We start from the raw sequence: 20,644 nt of genomic DNA on the forward strand, positions 1-20,644 counted from the left end.
GGATTTGGTCCTCGGACCGGATCCGGTCGATCCTTTCGGGATCATGGATCTGGGAGCCGACGGATCTGGGCTTCGCTCAGGCGCCGCGCGGGTCGTTCCGATCCGGCGCCCGCTTTGAACCCAGCGGAGGCCGTATCAGACCTCGCTGATCTCACCCTCGCGCACGGCGCGTTCGGTGGAGCCGGACTTGATGCGATAGAACGGCTCGCCGGTCTGGTCCTCGGGCACGAGACGGACGATCTCGAAGACATCCGAGACATCGGCCTTGATCGCCGCGTAACCGGACTGGGTCCGGCGCACGCGCTGGCCGAGCTTGAACTTGTGGGACATGATGTGTCTCCGCGCAGAGGTCCGGCGCCGGGGGCGCCGTGACGGAAGGGCCGGATTGCGACCGGCCCGGGATACCAGCGACGCCGAGACGTGCGGCCCCGAGACGGAGCCGGCACGGCGTCAGCGACGCAGCGGGCGATGGATCAGCGACGTGCCGGGATTCAGCGACGGGCCTTGGCCTTGCGGGCGGCGTAGCGCGCGTCGCGCTGGGCTTTCTGCTCGAGGCGCGCGGCGGCGGCCTGGGCGACCTTCTCCTCGCTGGCGCGAATCTCCTCGGCGGCGGCCCGCTCACGCTCGGCCTCGGCCTCGGCTGCAGCCTGAGCTTCCGCCTCGAGCCGGGCCTGCTCGCGGGCGGCGACGCGGATCTCGCGCTCCCGCGCGATCTGGGCCCGCTCTTCCTTGCGGGCGAGGACCGCCGGGTCGTCCGCCGGGGGACGATCGCGGAAACGCGCCAGCGCAGCCGCACGGGCTTCGGTGGCGGCCTTGAGACGGTCGGTCATCGAGTTCGGATTGAATTGGCTCACACAGGATCCTGTCAGGCGGAAGGCCGCACGGTGGGTGCGCTCCCCAGGGAAATGAAGGTTCGGAAACACAAGTGAGCCGCCTCCCTTTCGGGGGCGGCTCACAGGATACGTCGTGGGCTCCCGATTCGGGAGGCCCGACCGAATCAGACGGTCTGGAGGCTGCCGGCGGACTGCTTGCCGCTGCGCTTGTCGGTTTCCATCTCGTAGGAGACCTTCTGGCCTTCGGCGAGGCCACGCAGGCCTGCGCGCTCGACAGCCGAGATGTGCACGAACACGTCGTTGCCACCGTTATCCGGCTGGATGAAACCGAAACCCTTGGTCTCGTTGAACCACTTTACAGTACCGACAGCCATTCTATTCCTTCGCCCTTGCGGGCTTCGTATCTGGAGGTCCACGCGATCATGCGCGACCATCTCCGTGATCGAGCCGAGGTGCATAATCTGGAGCCCGATTTCATCGCGAAATCGGGACGAGAGAAATGCACCGCTGGCTTGATGTCCCATCTGTACGCCCTTTCCGACGTTTTAGCAAACTGATCTTCGCATCATCAAACATGACCACCCGCTCACGACGCGTTGATCGATCGATTTCGTCTCGTTTCAACCTTATTTCCGACGCCGCGCCGGCCGGCGCGAGCCATCGCCACACCGATGATCCGTGGCGCATGCGGAGTGCCGCGATCGCCATACCCGTCGAAGATCGAACAGAGGTTCGTAGTTTTCGCCCCTAGTTCCTCCGCCAGCCGCGCTTATCTTGTCGCAGGCCTCGAAAGCGGAAGCGGCGCGCATCTCCGGCTCGGACTGCAACCACCCTGGAACGACTCGGACAAGAACCTTGCAGCCGAACGCGTCAGATCCACCGGAAGGCGTTTTCCCGATTCGGAAAGCTCATTTCTCAAGTCACGAATACCCGCAGGAGGATGCGGCCAGCGTCTATCAACTCATGTTTGCGAGTTCCGCGCTGGTCACGCCCCTCGTCGCGCCGTTCCACGTGGAGATCACGAGCTACTGGTCCGAGCACATGCGCTTCCATTTCCTGGAGGGCGTGCCGTTCATCTTCCACCGGCCGGCACAGAAGATTGCCTATGACGGGCTCGACGTCGTCATCGTCCAGCACGTGGAGACGGGCGGGATGGTCGGCAATTTCGACGGGGAGGAGGTCCGGGCGGAGGCGGGCTCGCTCTACGTCATCGACTTCTCGCGGCCGGCCCTGATCCGGGACGCGTCGGATATCCCGCGCCAGAGGCGCAACTTCGTCACCCTGCCCCGCGCCTTCGCCAAGCGCTGGTTCGGCCCCCTCGACCGGCTCCACGGCTTCGTGATCCCGCCCGAGATCGCCGGTGCCTATACGGCGCACCTCCTGCGCCTGCGCGAGCGGCTGCCCCACCTCGGCAGCCTCGACGCCGCGACCCTCGGCGGCACCGCGACCCTGCTGGCCCAGGCCCTGACCCAGGCCGCCGGCCACGGCACCTCCCGCTCCGATCCGGCGCGGCTGTTCCAGAAGGCCTGCCTCCATATCGAGGCCTCCCTGAGCAACGCGGAGCTCAGCGCCACCGAGATCGCCCGCGCCATCGGCACCTCGCGCACCCGCCTGTTCGCGGCGTTCCAGGGTGTGGGCGGGGTCGAGCGCTACATCCGCTCCGCCCGGCTCGAACGGGTCAAGGCTGCGCTGGGCGCCCCCGCCCAGCCGCACCCCATCGCGGTGCTGGCCGAGCAATTCGGCTTTCGCAGCGCCGGCCAGCTCAGTCGCCAGTTCCGGCAGCATTTCGGGGTGACGCCCTCGCAGTTCAGCGCCGGCGCCGATCCCGGCGGGGTCCGGCGCTACCCGGCGCTGGATTGAGACCGGACCCCGGCGCGCCCGACGGAATCCCGGTCCGCCGGACCTCGGGGTTCCGACCGGCCGGGGTCAGGGAGAGGTCGAATCCGGTCCGGAATCGGGCATCAGGGCGAGCGACACCTTCACGAGGCCCGGATCCTCCCGGTCCGGCCGCTTGGTGAAGCCGAGCTGCCGGCACACGGCGAGCATCGGGCGGTTCTCCCGCAGCACCGTGCCGTCCACCCGCGCCAGTCCCTCGACCCGGGCCCAGTCGATCATCAGGCTCATCAGGGCGTGGCCGAGGCCGGTGCCCTTGCGGTCGCCGTGGATCAGGATGGCGTATTCGCCGCTCGCGTGGTTGGCGTCGGCATGCAGGCGCACGGCGCCGAGCATCAGGCCGCTCGCCGCGTCGATGGCCACGAAGGCGATGGCGCGGGCGTAGTCGAGCTGCGTGAGCTTGGCGAGGAAGGCATGGTTGAAGTCGCGCACGGGCGCGAAGAAGCGCAGGCGCAGGTCCTCGGCGCTGACGGACTGGAAGAAGGTCAGGAACAGGGCCTCGTCCTCGGGCCGCACCGGGCGCACCCGCACCGTCTCGCCCTTCAGGGTCAGGGTGCGCTCCCACTCCACCGGATAGGGCCGGATCGCGAAGCGCGGATGCGAGGCGCCGCGCGGGCGCGGCCCCGCCACCGCCTCCGGCGCCACCATCACGCGGGCATCGAGGGCGAGCGCCCCCGTCTCGTCGGCCAGCAGCGGGTTGATGTCGAGTTCGCGCACCTCCGGGCAATCGGCGGCGAGCTGCGCGAGCTTGACCAGCACCAGGGCCACCGCGTGCCGGTCCACCGCCGGCACGTCGCGATAGGCCGCCAGACGCCGCGCGACCCGGGTGCGGTCGATGAGGTCCGAGGCGAGGCGCAGGTCCAGGGGCGGCAGGCCGAGGGCCCGGTCGTCGATGACCTCCACCGCCGTGCCGCCGCGCCCGAACACCACGACGGGCCCGAAGGTCGGGTCCTCGGCGAGACCCGCGATGAGTTCGCGCTGCTTGCCGCGCCGGATCATCGGCTGCACGGCGAACCCCGTGATCCGCGCCTCCGGCGCCAGTCGGCGGGCCCGCAGGATGATGTCGGCCGCCGCCGCCCGCACGTCGGCCTCGCTGGTGAGGTCGAGGCGCACGCCGCCGACGTCGGACTTGTGCACGATGTCGGGCGAGACGACCTTCAACGCCACCGCCCCGCCCCCGGCGATGATGGCCCAGGCGGCGGTGGCGGCCGCATCGATGTCGGGGGCGAGCGTCAGGGGTACGCTGTCGATGCGGTAGGCGGCCAGCAGGTCGGACACCGCCACGGGGTCGAGCCAGGTCTGGCCCTGTTCCAGGGCGCGGGCCACGATGGCGCGGGCGGCGGCGACGTCGGGGGAGAAGTCCCGGGGCAGCGAATCCGGCGTGCGCATGAGGTCGTCCTGCGCCTCGCGGTAGCGCACGAGGTGCAGGAAGCCTTCGACCGCATCGGAATCGGTGGGAAAGCGCGGGATCCCGGCCTCCGCCAGCCGGCTCGCGGCGCCGGCCTCCTCGCCGATGGTGACGGCGAAGACCGGCTTCTTGCGCCCGCCTCCCCGGCGCAGCCGCGTCACCGTCTCGGCGATCGCGGCGGCGACCTCGGTGCTGTCCGAGCGCGCGGTAGGCACGTGCACCGCCAGCACCGCATCGTTGCCGGGATCGGCGAGCAGCGGCGCCAGCGCCTCCGCATAGGCTTCGGGCCCGGCGGCGACGCCGAGATCCACGGGGTTGCCGAGCGCCCCGGCCGCCGCCAGCGTCCCACCCCGGTCCGCCAGGCGGTCGGCGGCGAGGGCGGCGATGCCGCGACCGTTGCCGAGAATCGCCAGCCGGTGGCCCGGAAAGGGGCGTTGCCGGCCGAGCGTCTCCACGGCGGAGAACATCGCGTCGAGGCTGTCCACCGAGAGAAGGCCGGCCCGGCGGAAGGCCGCCTCGTAGACGGCGTCCGGCCGCGCCAGGGCGCCCGTATGGGTGGTGGCGTGGCGGGCCGGCGCCCGGTGCCGACCGGCGCGCAGGATCACGACCGGCTTGGCGCGGGCCGCCGCCCGGGCCGCCGACATGAACTTGCGCGCATCCACCACCACGTCGAGCGAGAGCAGGATCGCGCGGGTCCGGATGTCGGCGGCGAAGTGGTCGAGGCAGTCGGCCACATCGATGTCGCAGGCGATGCCCAGCGACATCACGGCCGAGAAGCCGACCTCGCGCCGGGCCGCCCAGGCCACGATCCCCGCCGCCACGGTGCCCGATTGCGAGACCAGCGCCAGGTCGCCGGCCTTCGGCGGGTGGGCGAGCAGGCTGGCGTCGAGATGCGCGCCCGGTACCGCCAGCCCGACGCTGCCGGGGCCCAGGAGGCGCAACCCGTGCCGGCGCGCCTCGGCCCGCGCCGCCTCGCACAGGTCCTCGCTGACATCCGGCGTGAGGATGATCGCGGCGGCGGCCCCGCGACGTCCGGCTTCGGCGATCCGGCCGGGAATCGCCTCCGGGGCCGTGGCCAGGATCACGAGGTCGGGCACCTCCGGCAGGTCGTCCAAGGTCGGGACCTCGTCCGCCTCAGGCGCGGAGCCGACGCAGCGGATGGGCCCCGGGAACCCGGCGCGCCGCAGGTTGGCGAGCGCCGCCGCCGCGAGGCCGTCGGGACCGGCCTCGAACCCCACCAGGGCGATGGCGCGCGGCGCCACCAGCGCCTCGAAGCGGTAGGTGCTCATCGACCAGACTGCCTCATGTCGGACGACCTCTCGCAGCGTGCATCGACAGGGAGCGAGCCGGGTGGATCAGGACATCCCGGGCCGGTGGCGGACGGGGATGTCCGGCGCGCGGTGTTATAGACCGGCCGCGCCCGCGATGCAGGGCCCTGCCCCGGAGATCCGCATGCAAAACTCCATTCCGCCGCTGGGTTCGCCCGGCACGCCCGCCGAGGCGAAGGTCCGCGCCGACATCATCGCCGCGATGCGCGACCTCCTGCGTCTCGGATTGAGCCAGGGAACGTCGGGCAACGTGTCCGTGCGCTTCGGCGACGGCTTCCTGGTCACGCCCTCGGGCATTCCCGCCGAAACCCTGCGCCCGGAGAACATCGTGGCGATGACCTGGGAGGGCGAGCACAGCCATCCGCTGAGCCCCTCCTCGGAATGGCGCTTCCACCGCGACATCCTGGCGGCACGGCCCGAGATCGGGGCCGTGGTCCATGCCCATCCGACCTACTGCACCGCCTTCGCGATCTGCGGCCGCGAGATCCCGGCGGTGCATTACATGATCGCCGCCGTGGGCGGACCGACCATCCGCTGCGCGCCCTACGCACCCTATGGCACGCAGGAGTTGTCCACCTCCGCCCTCGCCGCCCTCGAAGGACGGACCGGATGCCTGCTTGCCAATCACGGAATGATCGCCTGCGCAATTGACCTGCAAAAGGCGCTCTGGATCGCCGTGGAGATGGAAGCCCTCTGCCGTCAATATGCGGTCGCCCTGCAAGTCGGCGCTCCGGTCATCCTGTCCGACGCCGAGATCTGGCGAACCGTCGAGCGCTTCAGATCCTATGGGCCGCGCCCACAGGCAAACAACTCAGAATATCTGTCACCCTCCTGACGCCTCAATCGCAAGCGGTGTCGCGTGCGAAGACGCACGGATGCCGGCATCTCAGTGGTTTTCCAGCGACACAGCCTTTGAAATCCCGTGGATACCCCCGGAATTTCACAATCTCGTCGCGGGGGCAGAAAACGTACTTTGTATTTTTGGACTGATACAGGCCAGAAATCACGGCGTGGATTTCTGCGCTGGATTTCCGTCCGCGCGTCGGGGCCATGAACACGAACGGTTCTTTTCTGAACCATTTGCGCCATCCAACGGGCTTTCATACCTAAACTTTTGATAGCCGTCCTATTTTCAGGGCAGGGCGTGATGAGCCCCGTGGCGAGAAATCGCACTATCCTGACAAAAACAGCCCGGATTCCCAGAACAAAACTGTTTCATTTGAGACATTCTAGTTCATTTCAGGTGGAACTTCTCGGTCTTCACGAACACATCCCGCTCCTCTTGCGCTTTTGTTTGCGCCATCTTAGTAGGCGGTAAGTCACAACCATGAACTCACCGAGCGACTGCTTCAGGAGCCCAGCTCCAACAGAGCGGCCGCGCAGCGCATCGACAACCAGGAGTGTGGGATGAGAGCAGACGAAGAGTTTCAGCCGGACTACATCGAACTCGCCGCAGACATCGTTTCGGCGTTCGTCAGCAACAATTCGGTTCCCATCGCGGATCTACCGGCCCTGATCGGCTCCGTTCACGCGACGCTGGGCAAGCTGACGCAATCCTCGGTTGAGGAAAAGCCCGAGCCGCTGACGCCGGCCGTGTCGATCAAGCGTTCGATCACGCCCGACTACATCGTCTGCCTGGAAGACGGTAAGAAGTTCAAATCGCTCAAGCGCCACCTGCGGACGCGCTACGACATGACGCCCGATCAGTACCGCGCCAAGTGGAACCTCGCGAGCGACTACCCCATGGTGGCGCCGAACTACGCGGCCGCCCGTTCCGAGCTTGCGAAGAACATGGGCCTGGGCCAGCAGCGCCGGAAGCAGGACAGCGTCCCGACCGAGGTCGAGACCGATGCCAAGGCGGCCCCGGCGCCGCGCGGCCGCCGTCCGAAGGTCGCCGCGCAGGCCTGATCGGGCCTGCGCGCACGGCATCCTCCGCGACGGGGCGTCCTCCGCTTTGCAGACCCGACCGGCGACCGCGGCTCAGGCCCCGGTCGCCGCTCCCGTTGTCCACAGCTTGTGCACCCGGCGGGCCGCGCAAGCATCGAGATCGCCGACCGGGCCGCGCGGCAAGGTCAGCGCGCCCTCCCGCTTGCGCGGATACAGTTCTGTGAGGCTCGGCCGAGGCCACGGCCGCGGAATCACGCGGGTCCTCCCCGGGGACCGTGTCCGCGCCGGGCGTCGGCGTTAGAGATCGTGCAACGCCTCGCTGGCAGGGTCCCGGACATCGACGCCGCCCTTCGCCCCGATCCCGGTGAAGGCCCGGCTCCCTGGACCCGGGCCACCACATGACGGACCGTTCGCGCCTCGTGGCGCGCCTGTTCTGGACCACCGTCGCCGGGGGCTGCCTCGCCTTCTGGCTCGGCCCCCCGGCCGCGGCGGCCACCGGCCTCGCGCTCGCCGCCCTCCTCCTCCACCGGCTCGACCGGCCACGGCGCGTCCGGCGGCTGATCCGGCGGGTCACGCGCCGTCACGCCGCGACCCTCGCCCTGCGACGCCGGCAGGAAAGCTACACCGACGCCTACGGGAACCTGATCCGGGACGGCTGGGAGCGCGAGCGCGCCTATTTCGCCGAGCGCAACGTGGTGCCGGCCCTCGAGGCGCGGGGCCTGCCCGAGATCGACGACGCCCTGTGGGCGGACATTCTCGCGATCATCGAGGAGGTGGCGGAGGCCGTCGACCTCCCCGACGAGGACGAGGCCCCCGAGGACGGCATCGCCTACGAGCGCTACTGCGCCGCGCAGTTGCGGGAGGCGGGCTGGGAGGCCCGGGCGACCCGCGCCAGCGGCGACCAGGGCGCCGACATCGTCGCCGAGCAGGCGGGGATCCGCCTCGTGGTCCAGTGCAAGCGCTACGCGAAACCGGTCGGGAACGGCGCCGTCCAGGAGATCGTGGCCGCGACCCATTACTGGTCGGGCGACATGGCGGCGGTCGTCTCCAATGCCGGCTTCACGCCCGCCGCGCGCAAGCTCGCGGCCGCGACGGGCATCCTGCTCCTGCACCACGACGATCTGCCGGAACTGCGGCCCGCACGCCGGGCCGAAACCCGGCGGCGGCCGGGCGGCCAGAGGGACTCAACCCGCGCCGAGCGGTGACCAGCGGTGGCCCTCGCGGGCGAGCAGCGCCTCGGCACCGGCCGGCCCGTCGCTGCCGGCGGGGTAGGCCTCGACCCCGGCCTCGGCCCAGGCCCTGAGCAGCGGCTCGACGGCGGCCCAGGCCGCCTCGATGCTGTCGGCGCGCTGGAAGAGCGTCGCGTCACCGATCATGCAATCGTAGAGCAGGGTCTCGTAGCCGACGCTCGGCGTCTCCTGGAAGAAGTCGCCGTAATCGAACGCGGCGGTGACGCGACCGAGATCCATGCGCGGGCCGGGGCGCTTGGCGTTGAGGACGAGGTCGAGCCCCTGCTCGGGGTCGATCCGGAAGCGCAGGACGTCCGGCGCGACCGCGCCGTCCGGCCCGGCGAAGGGCGAGGCGGCCGGCGCCCTGACATGCAGCGCGATCTCGGTGACCCGGCCCGCCATCCGCTTGCCGGTGCGCAGGTAGAACGGCACGCCGGCCCAGCGCGCGTTGTCGATGCCGAGCTTCAGGGCGACGTAGGTCTCGGTGTGCGAATCACCGGCCACGTTCGGCTCTTCCCGGTAACCCGGGACGGAGTGGCCGTGCTCCTGGCCGGCCGCGTACTGGCCACGCACCGCATCCGTGAGCGGGATCGGCCGCACCGCCTGGATCAGGCGGGCCTTCTCGTCGCGCACGGCCTCGGCATCGAGGGTGGCGGGCGCCTCCATCGCCACCATGCAGAGGAGCTGGAACAGGTGGTTCGGCACCATGTCGCGCAGCGCGCCGGTCGGCTCGTAGAAGGCGCCGCGCGCCTCGACGCCGATGGTCTCGGCCGCCGTGATCTCCACATGATCGATGTGGTCGCGGTGCCAGACGGGGCCGAGCAGGCCGTTGGCGAAGCGGATCGCCAGGATGCTCTGCACGGTCTCCTTGCCGAGGAAGTGGTCGATGCGGAAGAACTGGCTCTCGGCGCCCCGCTTCAGGATGCGGGTGTTGAGGGCGCGGGCGGATTCGAGGTCGCTGCCGAACGGCTTCTCGATGACCACGCGGCGGAAGGCGCCTTCCGCTTCCTTGAGGAGACCGGCCTCGCCGAGCGCGTCCACGATCGGCCCGAAGAAGCGGGCCGAGACCGCCAGATAGAAGATCACGTTGCCGGTCAGCGCCCCGGCCAGCCCCGAGAAGGTCTCGGGCGCCGTGAAGTCGCTCTGCCGGAAGGTCAGGCGCTCCCGCACGAAGCCCCAGGCCCGCGGGTCGATGTGCTCGGGGTGGAACTCGGAGGTGCGGTCCGTGGTGAAGGACTGCATCGTGTCGGAGAGGCTCTGGCGCCAGCCCTCGTCGGTGTTCGGGTTGTGATCGACCCCGATGATGCGGATGGCGTCGTCGAGGAGGCCGCCCTCGGCGAGATTGTAGAGGGCCGGCATCAGCAGGCGCTTCGTCAGGTCGCCGGCGGCCCCGAAGATCACCAGGGTGCAGGGCGGCGCCTTGGCGATGGCCTCGCCGGCATCGGGGGCCTTCGGAGCGGGGTTCGGGTCCATGGCGCTCGGTCTCCACGCGCGGGTGCCGCACGGCGCATCGGCGAAATCGCTCGTCAACCTCCGGCGCCCGGCGACGTTCCTGCCGGCCCCGTGAGAGATCGCACGCGCCGAGACTTATGCCGCGAGGCTCATTCGTCGGGGCGCACCGCCTGACCGGAATCGATGGGCAGGCGAACCTCCTTCAGTTCCTCGCCCGTGGGCAGGCTGCGCGCGTCCCAGCCGCCGCCGAGCGCGCGGATCAGCGCCACGGCGGTGGTGAAGCGGTTGAGGCGCACCTGGAGGGACGTGACCTCGTTGTTGAGGGCGAGCGCCTGGGCCGTGACCACGGTGGTGAAGTTCTGGGTGCCGGCCCGGTACTCGTTGAGGGTGATCTCCACCGCGCGGCGGGCGGAGGCCACGGCCGCGTCCTGGGCGGCCTGCTGGCGGGCGAGGATGCGCACGCCGGCCAGCCCGTTCTCCACCTCCGCGAAGGCGGTGAGCACGGTCTGGCGATAATTCGCCACGCTGGCGTCGTAGGCCGCGCGGGTGATGCGCAGGGCCGCCGCGAGGGCGCCGCCGTCGTAGAGCACCTGCGAGCCGGAGGCCGCCACCGCCCAGACCTGATTGGCCGCCGAGAACAGGCCCCCCGCCGGGCTTCCCGAGATGCCGCCGGAGGCCGAGAGGGTCACGGTGGGGTAGAAGGCTGCCACGGCGACGCCGATCTGCTCGCTCTGCGCCTGGACGTTGCGCTCGGCCTGGGCCACGTCGGGCCGCCGCTCGAGGAGCGCCGAGGGGATGCCGACGGGCACCGCCGGGGGCCGGGCCGCGAGCGGCGCCACGGGCAGGCTCAGTTCCGAGGGCGGGCGGCCGACGAGGAGCGCGATAGCGTGCTCGAAGGTAGCGCGCTGGAGGCCGACCGCGATGGCCTGGGCCTGGGTGGTCTGGAGCTGGGTCTGGGCCGTGATCACGTCCGACCGGGCCGCGACACCGGCATTGTACTGGTTCTCGGTGATCGCGAGGCTGCGCTTGAAGCCCTCGATGTTCTCGTTGAGCACGCGCTGCAGCGAATCCTGGTAACGCAGGGTGAGGTAGTTGGTGGCGACCTCGGATTGCAGCGTCAGGCGCACCAGGGCGAGATCCGCGGCGCTCGCCTGCGCGGTGGCCACCTCGCTCTCGATGTTGCGGCGGATGCGCCCGAACAGGTCGAGCTCCCAGGTCGCCTGGCCCTGGAGCGAGACGTTGGTGCGCTCGATCCCGAGGGCGCGCGAGCGGGTGATGCTGGGCGCCCCGATCACCGTGGGGAACAGGGCCGCGCGGGCCTGGGCCACGAAGCCGCGCGCCTGCTCGTAGGCCGCGACCTGGGCCCGCAGGCTCTGGTTGTCGACATCGACCAGCCGGATCAGCCGGTCGAGGGTGGGATCGCGGAACACCCGCCACCAGTCACCGCGCTCGGCCCCGTCGTTGGGGGCGGCCTGGCGCCAGCCCTTGCGGCTCGCAACATAGCCCGCGCTGTCCTCCCGGGTGCCGCCTTCCTTGAAGGCGAGCGGCGTCTCCACGGAGGGCCGGGAATAATCGGGGCCGACCATGCAGCCGGAGAGGCCCGCCGTGAGCAGGAGCATCGTCGCCGAAAGCCGCGCGCAGCCGAACAGGCTGCCCGGTGGATTGAGGCGCGACAGGCGCCCCCTCCCGGACGGAGAGGGTTGGGGTGAGGTGTGGTCCATCTGAGAGGTCACGCCCCTCACCCAGTCCCTCTCCTGCCAGGAGAGGGGACGGCAGAGGGTCGCCTGTCCCGAGAACACGCCCCTGCTCATTCGGCCGGGCTCAGCGAAGCGCCGGCCGCCGGCTTCCGACGCCGGAGACGGTCGAGGTACAGGTAGACGACGGGGGTGGTGTAGAGGGTCAGGATCTGACTCACGATGAGGCCGCCGACGATGGCGATGCCGAGGGGCCGGCGCAGTTCGGAGCCCTCCCCGCCGGCGAGGATGAGGGGCAGGGCGCCGAGCATCGCGGCGAGCGTTGTCATCATGATCGGACGGAAGCGCAAGAGGCAGGCCTCGAAGATCGCGTCGCGGGGCGAGGCACCGTGGCTGCGCTCCGCGTCGAGGGCGAAGTCGATCATCATGATCGCGTTCTTCTTCACGATGCCGATGAGCAGGAACACCGCGATCAGCGCGATCACGGTGAACTCCGTGTCCGAGACGAGGAGCGCCAGCAGGGCGCCGATGCCGGCGGACGGCAGGGTCGAGAGGATCGTCACCGGGTGGATGAAGCTCTCGTAGAGGATTCCGAGGATCGTGTAGACGGCGATGAGCGCGGCCAGGATCAGCAGCGGCTGGCGCGAGGACGATTCCTGGAAGCTCTTGGCCGAGCCCGCGAACTCGCCGTGGATGGTGGCCGGCAGGCGCAGGTCCGTGATGGCCGCCTCGATGGCCGCGGTGGCATCCGACAGGCTCTTGCCCGGCACGAGGTTGAACGAGATCGTGGTGGCCACGAACAGGCCCTGGTGGCTGACCTGCACGGGGGCGTTGCCGGTCTCCAGGCGGGCGAAGGCCGAGAGCGGGACCATCGTCTCCCGGGAACTCGAGACCGGTGCGCTCGAACTCGCGCCGCTCCTGCCGCCCGCGATGGCGTTGGAGGCGGCGTTGCGGGCCGAATCCGTGGCGATGGAGGCGGCCGTGGCCTCCGCGGTCGTGCTCGTGCTGCTCGCCGCCACGGTGCCCGCCACCGCGTTGGTGGTGGCCGAGCCCCGCGCCTTGCCCCCCGAGGTCGAGACGAAGATCGTCTTCAGGGTGTCGGGGCTCTGGAGGTAGCGCGGCGCGATCTCCATCACGACGTGGTACTGGTTGAGCGGGTTGTAGATGGTCGAGACCTGGCGCTGGCCGAAGGCGTCGTAGAGCGTGTTGTCGATCTTGTCCGGGGTGAGCCCGTAGCGGTAGGCGCTGGCCCGGTCGATGACGAGGCGGCTCTCCAGCCCGCCCTCCTGCTGGTCCGAGGTGACGTCGGCGAAGATCGGGTTCTTCTGCAGCGCCTGAACCAGCTTCGGGGCGGCCTGGTAGAGTTCCTCCGCCGTGTCGCCCTGGAGGGTGTACTGGTACTGGGCGAAGCTCTGGCGGCCCCCCATGCGCAGGTCCTGGCGCGGGAACAGGAAGAGCCGGGCGCCGGCGACGCGGGAGAGCTTCGGGCGCAGCCGCGCCATCACCGCCGTGATCGGATCGCGCTCGCCCCGGGGCTTGAGGCCCACGAAGACGTTGGCCGAGTTGGTGCCGCGCCCGCCCGTGAAGCCGACCACGCTGTCCACCGCCGGATCGGCCTGGACGATGGCGGTGGCCTGTTCGAGCTTCTGCTTCATCGACTGGAAGGAGATGCGCTGGTCGGCCTGGATGCCGCCCATCATCTGCCCCGTATCCTGCTCGGGGAAGAAGCCCTTCGGCACGATGATGTAGAGGTAGACGTTGAGCCCGACGGTCGCCAGCAGCGAGAGCGCCACCAGCCGGCGGTGGCGCATGGCGATGCGCAGGGTGCGCTCGTAGCCCGCCAGCATGGCGTCGAACCCGGCCTCCAGGCCGCGCACGAGCAGGTTCGGGCGCGCGTGGCCGTGGGCGGCTTCCGGACGCAGGAACAGCGCGCACATCATCGGCGTCGTGGTGAGCGAGAGCACCAGCGAGATCAGGATCGCCAGCGAGAGCGTGACGGCGAATTCCTGGAACAGGCGCCCGACGATGCCGCCCATCAGCAGGATCGGCAGGAACACCGCCACCAGGGACAGGCTCATGGAGATGACGGTGAAACCGACCTCGCGCGAGCCCAGCAGCGCGGCCTCCACGCGCGACCGGCCCTTCTCGATGTGGCGCTGGATGTTCTCCAGCACCACGATGGCGTCGTCGACCACGAAGCCCGTGGCGATGATGAGCGCCATCAGCGAGAGGATGTTGAGGCTGTAATCGAGCAGGTACATCGCCGAGTAGGTGCCGACGATGGAGATCGGCACCGCCACGGCCGGGATCAGCGTGGCCCGCCCCGAGCGCAGGAACAGGAACACCACGCAGACCACGAGGACGACCGCGATGAGCAAGGTCTCCTCGGTCTCGGCCAGCGAGGCCCGGATGGTGGCGCTGCGGTCGCCGGTGATCGTGAGTTCGATGTCGCCGGGAAGCGCGGCCTTTACCTGCGGGATCGCGGCCTTCAGGCCCCTGATCGTGTCGACGACGTTGGAGCCCGGTTCCTTGTAGATGAACAGGATCACGCCCGGCTTGCCGTTGACGAGGCCGAGGTTGCGGCGGTCCTCGACGGAATCCTCGATGGTGCCGACATCGGTGAGGCGCACGGCGGCGCCGTTGCGGTAGGCCACGACGATGTCGCGGTAATCGGCCGCCACGCGGCCCTGGTCGTTGGCGTAGAGCTGGTAGCGGCGCGTGTCGGTCTCGATGGCGCCCTTGGGCGAGTTCGCGTTGGCCGAGGCGAGCGCCGCGCGGATGCCCTCCAGGCCGATGCCGTAGTTGAACAGCGCGGTCGGATCGAGGGCCACCCGCACCGCCGGGAGCGAGGATCCGCCGATGTCGACGTTCCCGACGCCGGGCAGCTGGGCCATCTTCTGCTGCACCACCGTGGCGGCGGAATCGTAGAGCTGGCCCGGCGTCAGGGTGTCGGAGGTAAGCCCGAGGATGAGGATCGGCGCGTCGGCCGGGTTGAACTTGCGGTAGGTCGGATTCGAGCGCAGCGCCGTGGGCAGGTCGGCCCGCGCGGCGTTGATGGCGGCCTGCACGTCGCGGGCCGCACCGTCGATGTTCCGGTTCAGGCCGAACATCAGCACGAGGCGCACCGAGCCGAGCGAACTCGTCGAGGTCATCTCGGTGACGTCGGCGATGGCGCCGAGGCGCCGCTCCAGGGGGGCCGCCACGGTGGTGGCCATGGTCTCCGGCGAGGCGCCGGCCATCTGCGCCTGGACCAGGATGACGGGGAAATCCACCTGCGGCAGCGGCGCCACCGGCAGCTTCAGGAAGGCGAAGATGCCGGCCAGCAGCACGCCGATGGTGAGCAGCGTGGTGGCAACGGGCCGCCGGATGAACGGCTCGGAGATGTTCACGGCAGCGCCTCGACGCTGCCCGCGCCGCCGGTCCGGCGGCCCGAGAATCGCCGCTCCAGCCGGTCGAAGGCGAGGTAGATCACCGGGGTGGTGAACAGGGTCAGCACCTGGCTGACGATGAGGCCGCCCGCGATGACGATGCCGAGTGGCTGGCGCAGCTCCGACCCCACGCCGGTGCCGACGATGAGCGGCACCGCCGCGAACAGGGCGGCCAGCGTCGTCATCAGGATCGGCCGGAAGCGCAGGATGCAGGCCTCGTAGATGGCGTCGCGGGGGCTCATGCCCTGCTCGCGCTCGGCCTGGAGCGCGAAGTCGATCATCATGATCGCGTTCTTCTTCACGATGCCGATGAGGAGCACGATGCCGATGATCGCGATGATGTCGAGGGAGAGCCCGAAGATCATCAGGCCGATCAGCGCTCCGATGCCGGCGGACGGCAGGGTCGACAGGATGGTGATCGGGTGGATGAAGCTCTCGTAGAGGACGCCGAGGACGATGTAGACGGTGACGATGGCCGCCAGCACCAGGAAGAGCTGGTTCGAGAGCGCCGACTGGAACGCGAAGACCGAGCCCTGCGGGACGATGCGGAAGCTCGGGGGCAGGTCGATGGCCTTGCCCGCCGCCGTCACCGCCGCCACGGCGTCGCCGAGCGCCGCGCCGGGGGCGAGGTTGAACGAGACGGTGGTGGCCGGGAACTGGCCGAGATGGCTGATGAGGAGCGGCGCGCGGCGCTCGCTGACGCGGGCCACCGCCGAGAGGGGCACCTGGCCGGAAGCCACGGTGGAGGACGGCAGGTAGATGTGGTCCAGGCTCTCGATGGTCTTGTGGAGGTCCGGGTCGGCCTCGAGGATGACCCGGTACTGGTTCGACTGGGTGAAGATCGTCGAGATGATGCGCTGGCCGAAGGCGTCGTAGAGGGCGTTGTCGACGGTGGCGGGCGTGATGCCGTAGCGCCCGGCGGTGGGCCGGTCGATGGTGATGTAGGCCGCCAGCCCGCTCGCCTGCAGGTCGCTCGCCACGTCCATCAGCAGGGGCGAGGCCTGGAGCGCCTGCACGAAGCGCGGAACCCAGGTCTCGAACTCCGTCAGGTTCGGGCTCTCCAGGATGACCTGATACTGCGTGGCGCTCACCGCCGTGTCGATGGTCAGGTCCTGCACCGATTGCAGGTAGAGGCGGATGCCCGCCACCCCCGTGGTGGCGGCCTTGAGCCGCTCGATGATCTCGGGCGCGCGGGCGCTGCGCTGATCGTGCGGCTTCAGGTTGATGAGGAAGCGCCCGGAATTCAGGGTGACGTTCTGGCCGTCCACCCCGATGAACGAGGACAGGCTGGCGACGTCCGGGTCCTTCAGCACGACGGCGGCGAGCTTCTGCTGGCGCTCGGCCATGGCGGCGTAGGACACGGTCTGGTCCGCCTGGGTGATGCCCTGGATCACGCCGCTGTCCTGCACGGGGAAGAACCCCTTCGGGATCACCACGAACAGGTAGGCGGTGAGCGCGATCGTCCCGAGGGTGACGAGGAGCGTCAGCCCCTGGTGGCGCAGCACCACCCGCAGCATCCGGCCGTAGCCCGCGATGACGCCGTCCATGGAGCGGCGCGCGCTTCGGGCGATGAAGCCCTCGCGACGGTCCTGGACGCCGGGCACGTGGGCCTTCAGCAGGCGCGCGCACAGCATCGGCACCAGCGTCAGCGAGACCACCGCCGAGATCACGATGGTGGCCGCCAGGGTGATCGCGAATTCGTGGAACAGGCGCCCGACCACGTCGCCCATGAACAGGAGCGGGATCAGGACCGCGATCAGCGAGACGGTGAGCGAGATGATGGTGAAGCCGATCTCGCGGCTGCCCTTCAGCGCGGCCTCCAGGGGCGAATCCCCCTCCTCCACGTGCCGGGCGATGTTCTCGATGACCACGATGGCGTCGTCGACCACGAAGCCGGTGGCGATGGTCAGGGCCATCAGCGACAGGTTGTCCAGCGAGAAGCCGTAGAGGTCCATGATCGCCAGGGAGCCGATCAGCGACAGCGGCACCGACAGGCTCGGGATCACGGTCGCGGAGACGCTGCGCAGAAAGAGGAAGATCACCAGCACCACGAGGCCGATGGCCAGCGCCAGCTCCACCTGCACGTCGTGGACCGAGGCCCGGATGGTGGTGGTGCGGTCGGTCAGCACGGTGACGCCGATAGCGGCCGGCAAGGTCGCCTGGAGCTGGGGCAGCAGCGCCTTGATCTTGTCGACGGTGGCGATGACGTTGGCGCCGGGCTGGCGCTGGATGTTCAGGATGACGGCCGGCGTCTCGTCCATCCAGGCGCCGAGCTTGGTGTTCTCGGGGCCGTTGACCACCTCGGCCACGTCCGACAGGCGCACCGGGGCGCCGCTCTTGTAGGCGATGATCGCCTCGTCATAGGCCTTCGGGTCGCGGATCTGGTCGTTGGCGTTGATCGAGTAGGATTGCGTCGGCCCGTCGATGGTGCCTTTGGGCGTATTGACGTTGAGGTTGGTGATCGTGGTGCGCAGGTCGTCGATGTTGAGGCCGTAGGCCGCGAGCGCCCGGGCGTTGAAGCGGATACGCACGGCGGGACGCTGCCCGCCACCGGTGCTGACGAGGCCCACGCCCGCCACCTGGGAGATCTTCTGCGCCAGCCGCGTCTCGGCGAGGTCGCGCACCTCGGTGAGCGGCAGGGTCTTCGAGGTGAGCGCCAGCGTCAGGATCGGCGCGTCGGCGGGGTTCACCTTGGCGTAGATCGGCGGTGCGGGCAGGTCGGAGGGCAGCAGGTTGCCCGCCGCATTGATCGCCGCCTGGACCTGCTGCTCGGCGATGTCGAGGGCGAGATTCAGGCTGAACTGCAGGGTGATGACGGAGGCGCCGGCCGACGATTGCGACGTCATCTGGTTGAGGTTGGCGAGCTGCCCGAACTGCCGCTCCAGGGGCGCCGTCACCGCCGAGGTCATCACCTCGGGGCTGGCGCCGGGATAGAAGGTCTGGATCTGGATCGTCGGGTAATCGACCGACGGCAGGGCCGAGACCGGCAGGTTCAGGTACGACACCATCCCGACGAGCAGGATCGCCAGCATGAACAGCGTGGTGGCGACGGGCCGCAGGATGAAGAGGCGGGACGGGTTCATGGCCGGAACCCGATCCCCTCGAACCGCAAGCCCCGGCGCTTGCCCGAATGCTCATGGCATGGCGAAAACGCGCTCCGACCGTCGATGGAGACGGCCACAGGGCGCCCTCGCGTGGACGAAGCGGGGTGGGATGAGCCGTACCGGAACGCCCTCTCCGCGACGGAAAGGGTTGGGGTGAGGTGTGGTCCATCTCCGGACAGGTCACGCACCTCACCCTGTCCCTCTCCTTCCAGGAGAGGGGACCCGCGGGATTCCTCGAAAGTCTGGCGACGAAAGCCTTCCGGGAGAACGACGGGATGCAGGCCATCCCGGTTCGCTCGTGAAGCACCACCGCGCTCCCTCTCCTGGAAGGAGAGGGCTGGGGTGAGGTGTGGTCCATCTCCGAAGAGGTCACGCCCCGCGCCCGACCCCTGCCACGCCGGGGCGGTCATGATGCCGGTATCGCCCATCACTCGGCGGGCCTCTGGCGGCGGCGCTCGCGCTTCTGGCCCTCGGGAGCGACGGCGTCCGCCTTGGTGGCGTCGGGCTTGGCGCCCTCCGTCACCGGCGCGGCGGCGGGCATCGCCTGGGCCTCGGCCGGGGCGCCGTCCCGACGCGGGGCCGGGACGGCCTTGCCGCCGGCCTCGGTGACGCGCACGCTGGCACCGTCCCGAAGCCGGTCGGTGCCGTCCACGACCACGCGGTCACCCGGCTGCAGGCCCTCGAGCACCACCGTCCGGGCGCCGTCGGCCTCCCCGAGCTTGATCGGGCGAACCACCACCTTGTCGTCGCCCTGCATCAAGTAGACGTAGGTGCCGGGCGTGCCGCGCAGGATCGCCGCCGTCGGGACGATCGGCGCATCGCGCACCGTGTCGACGGTGAGCTTGGCGTTGACGAACTGGTTCGGGAACAGGGCGTCGTCCTGGTTCTGGAAGATCGCCCGCAGCTTCACGGTGCCGGTGGTGGTGTCGATCTGGTTGTCCACCGTGTCGAGGGTGCCGGTGGCGATGGCGTTGACGTCGCCCCGGTCGTAGGCCGTCACCGCGAGCTTGGCGCCCGAGCGCACCCGCCGCATCACCCGGGCGACGTCGTCCTCCGGCAGGGTGAACACCACCGAGATCGGATGGAGCTGCGTCACCACCACGATGCTGGTGGTGGCGGCGGTGACGTAGTTGCCCTGGTCGATCTGGCGTAAACCCACGCGGCCCTCCACCGGCGAGACGATGCGGGTGTAGGTGATGTTGAGGCGCTGCTGGTCGACGAGGGCCTGGTCGGCCGCCACCGTCCCCTCGTTCTGCTTCACCAGGGCGCCTTGCGTGTCGACGTTCTGCTTCGAGATCGAATCCTGCTGGGCGAGGCGCTGGAAGCGGGCGAGGTCGAGCTTCGAGTTCTGCAGGAGCGCCTGATCGCGCATGAGCTGGCCCTGGTACTGGGCGAGCTGCGCTTCGTAGGGGCGGGAATCGATCTGGGCGAGGAAGTCGCCCTTCTTCACGGTCTGGCCCTCGCGAAAGCCGATCTCGGTGAGGTAGCCGCTGATCTGCGAGCGCACCGTGACGGTGGCGAGCGGCGTCACCGTACCGAGGCCGGCGAGCACGATCGGCACGTCGCCGGGCGTGATCGTGGCGATGCCCACCGCCTGGGGCGGCTCCGCATGCTGTCCGCCGCGCGCGCCCCTGCCCCGGCCCTGCGAGGCGGCGGTCTGGGTGTCGGCCTTCGGTGCGAGGTAGAACCGGTATCCGGCATAGCCCGCCCCCGCCAGGATCAGGAGCAGCACGAGCCACAGCCAGCCCCGGCGGCGCCGGCGGACGGGCGGCGCGCTTCGCGTCTCGGCCGGCATCGCGTCGGGATATTCCCGCGCGGTCTCGGTTCGGATGGGCGAGGTTTCGTTCATGGCCTGACGATCTTGTCGTTCCGGATCATGGCGTTCGCGAACTTGGCATTCGGGATCTTGGCAATCGGGATCTTGGCGTGTCGGGAACGGCGTGACGAGCCGGCGGTCAGCGGGCAAGCCCCGGCGTTCCACCTTCGAGACATTCCAGATAAGGCCGTTGGCGACGGAGCGACAGCGTCGAACGGGGTCGCACCCCCAGATCTCGACAGGTCCGTATGCCCGATCCCGCCCGTTCAGGGTTTGCAGGATCAGAACTTGTAGGTTCGAAGCTTGCCAAACCCGGCCTTGCCGGGCCTGGGCTCCGCGTCGCCGTTGCGGCGCGGCAAGACCTCGTCAGGCAAAGGCTCACGCGGTTGAGGATTGGCAGCATGGGCGCTTCCTGAAGGACCAATGCGTCTCCAGTGGGGCCTTCGGGTTTCCCCCGTGTTGCTGGCCCGCGCGCCTGCGGAAACCTTGGACCGCCGGGCGAAATCCTGTGGAGCGGGCACGAAAAAGGCCGCCGCCTGGGGGGGAGCGACGGCCTTTTCAGGAACGGACCG

At 69.8% G+C, this 20,644-nt stretch carries 13 protein-coding genes; 4 read left to right on the forward strand and 9 right to left on the reverse strand.

All coding sequences use genetic code 11. The annotated features are described in order from the left end of the window. Nucleotides 1–135: 135 nt before the first annotated feature. The 3 genes from OF380_RS05075 to OF380_RS05085 form a co-directional block, all read right to left on the reverse strand. Nucleotides 136–330, reverse strand: coding sequence for a hypothetical protein (locus OF380_RS05075; protein WP_264049683.1), 195 nt, complete (start codon nucleotides 328–330; stop codon nucleotides 136–138). A gap of 161 nt (nucleotides 331–491) precedes the next feature. Further along, entirely contained in the window at nucleotides 492–830 is a 339-nt protein-coding gene (locus OF380_RS05080; protein ID WP_264051200.1) for a DUF6481 family protein, read from the reverse strand. Nucleotides 831–997: 167 nt separating this feature from the next. Continuing rightward, the gene (locus OF380_RS05085; protein ID WP_238275572.1) at nucleotides 998–1,207 is read right to left on the reverse strand and encodes a cold-shock protein; all 210 of its coding nucleotides are present in this window, start codon (nucleotides 1,205–1,207) and stop codon (nucleotides 998–1,000) included. Between the two features lie 589 nt (nucleotides 1,208–1,796). Between OF380_RS05085 and OF380_RS05090 the strand changes: the two genes are divergently transcribed. After that, a complete protein-coding gene (locus OF380_RS05090) occupies nucleotides 1,797–2,693 on the forward strand; it encodes a helix-turn-helix domain-containing protein (protein WP_264049684.1) in 897 nt (298 codons plus the stop codon). 66 nt (nucleotides 2,694–2,759) lie between these two features. On the opposite strand, the gene OF380_RS05095 is transcribed toward OF380_RS05090, so the two are convergent. Then, nucleotides 2,760–5,423 (reverse strand): bifunctional acetate--CoA ligase family protein/GNAT family N-acetyltransferase, encoded by a 2,664-nt coding sequence (locus OF380_RS05095; protein ID WP_264049685.1) that lies wholly within the window; start codon nucleotides 5,421–5,423, stop codon nucleotides 2,760–2,762. Nucleotides 5,424–5,664: 241 nt separating this feature from the next. Between OF380_RS05095 and OF380_RS05100 the strand changes: the two genes are divergently transcribed. The 3 genes from OF380_RS05100 (at nucleotide 5,665) to OF380_RS05110 (ending at nucleotide 8,554) form a co-directional block, all read left to right on the forward strand. Further along, entirely contained in the window at nucleotides 5,665–6,297 is a 633-nt protein-coding gene (locus OF380_RS05100) for a class II aldolase/adducin family protein (RefSeq protein WP_264051201.1), read from the forward strand. 572 nt (nucleotides 6,298–6,869) lie between these two features. Further along, nucleotides 6,870–7,370: a MucR family transcriptional regulator gene (locus OF380_RS05105; protein WP_264049686.1), complete on the forward strand. Its 501-nt coding sequence runs from the start codon at nucleotides 6,870–6,872 to the stop codon at nucleotides 7,368–7,370. 377 nt (nucleotides 7,371–7,747) lie between these two features. Further along, nucleotides 7,748–8,554 carry a restriction endonuclease gene (locus OF380_RS05110; RefSeq protein WP_264049687.1) on the forward strand — a complete coding sequence of 269 codons (807 nt, stop codon included), beginning with the start codon at nucleotides 7,748–7,750 and terminating at the stop codon, nucleotides 8,552–8,554. On the opposite strand, the gene zwf is transcribed toward OF380_RS05110, so the two are convergent. The 5 genes from zwf to OF380_RS05135 form a co-directional block, all read right to left on the reverse strand. Beyond that, nucleotides 8,534–10,051, reverse strand: a complete 1,518-nt coding sequence (gene zwf, locus OF380_RS05115; protein WP_264049688.1) for a glucose-6-phosphate dehydrogenase — start codon at nucleotides 10,049–10,051, stop codon at nucleotides 8,534–8,536. The genes OF380_RS05110 and zwf overlap by 21 nt on opposite strands. Nucleotides 10,052–10,179: 128 nt before the next feature. Then, a complete protein-coding gene (locus OF380_RS05120) occupies nucleotides 10,180–11,649 on the reverse strand; it encodes an efflux transporter outer membrane subunit (protein ID WP_264051202.1) in 1,470 nt (489 codons plus the stop codon). A 188-nt stretch (nucleotides 11,650–11,837) separates the two neighbouring features. Further along, the gene (locus OF380_RS05125) at nucleotides 11,838–15,113 is read right to left on the reverse strand and encodes an efflux RND transporter permease subunit (protein ID WP_264049689.1); all 3,276 of its coding nucleotides are present in this window, start codon (nucleotides 15,111–15,113) and stop codon (nucleotides 11,838–11,840) included. After that, nucleotides 15,110–18,235, reverse strand: a complete 3,126-nt coding sequence (locus tag OF380_RS05130; RefSeq protein ID WP_264049690.1) for an MdtB/MuxB family multidrug efflux RND transporter permease subunit — start codon at nucleotides 18,233–18,235, stop codon at nucleotides 15,110–15,112. Before OF380_RS05130 ends, OF380_RS05125 begins: the two co-directional genes overlap by 4 nt. A 448-nt stretch (nucleotides 18,236–18,683) precedes the next feature. Further along, nucleotides 18,684–20,105, reverse strand: coding sequence for an MdtA/MuxA family multidrug efflux RND transporter periplasmic adaptor subunit (locus tag OF380_RS05135; RefSeq protein ID WP_264049691.1), 1,422 nt, complete (start codon nucleotides 20,103–20,105; stop codon nucleotides 18,684–18,686). Nucleotides 20,106–20,644 lie beyond the last annotated feature (539 nt).

The organism is Methylobacterium sp. FF17 (assembly GCF_025813715.1).
In the GTDB taxonomy this organism is placed as follows: domain Bacteria; phylum Pseudomonadota; class Alphaproteobacteria; order Rhizobiales; family Beijerinckiaceae; genus Methylobacterium; species Methylobacterium flocculans.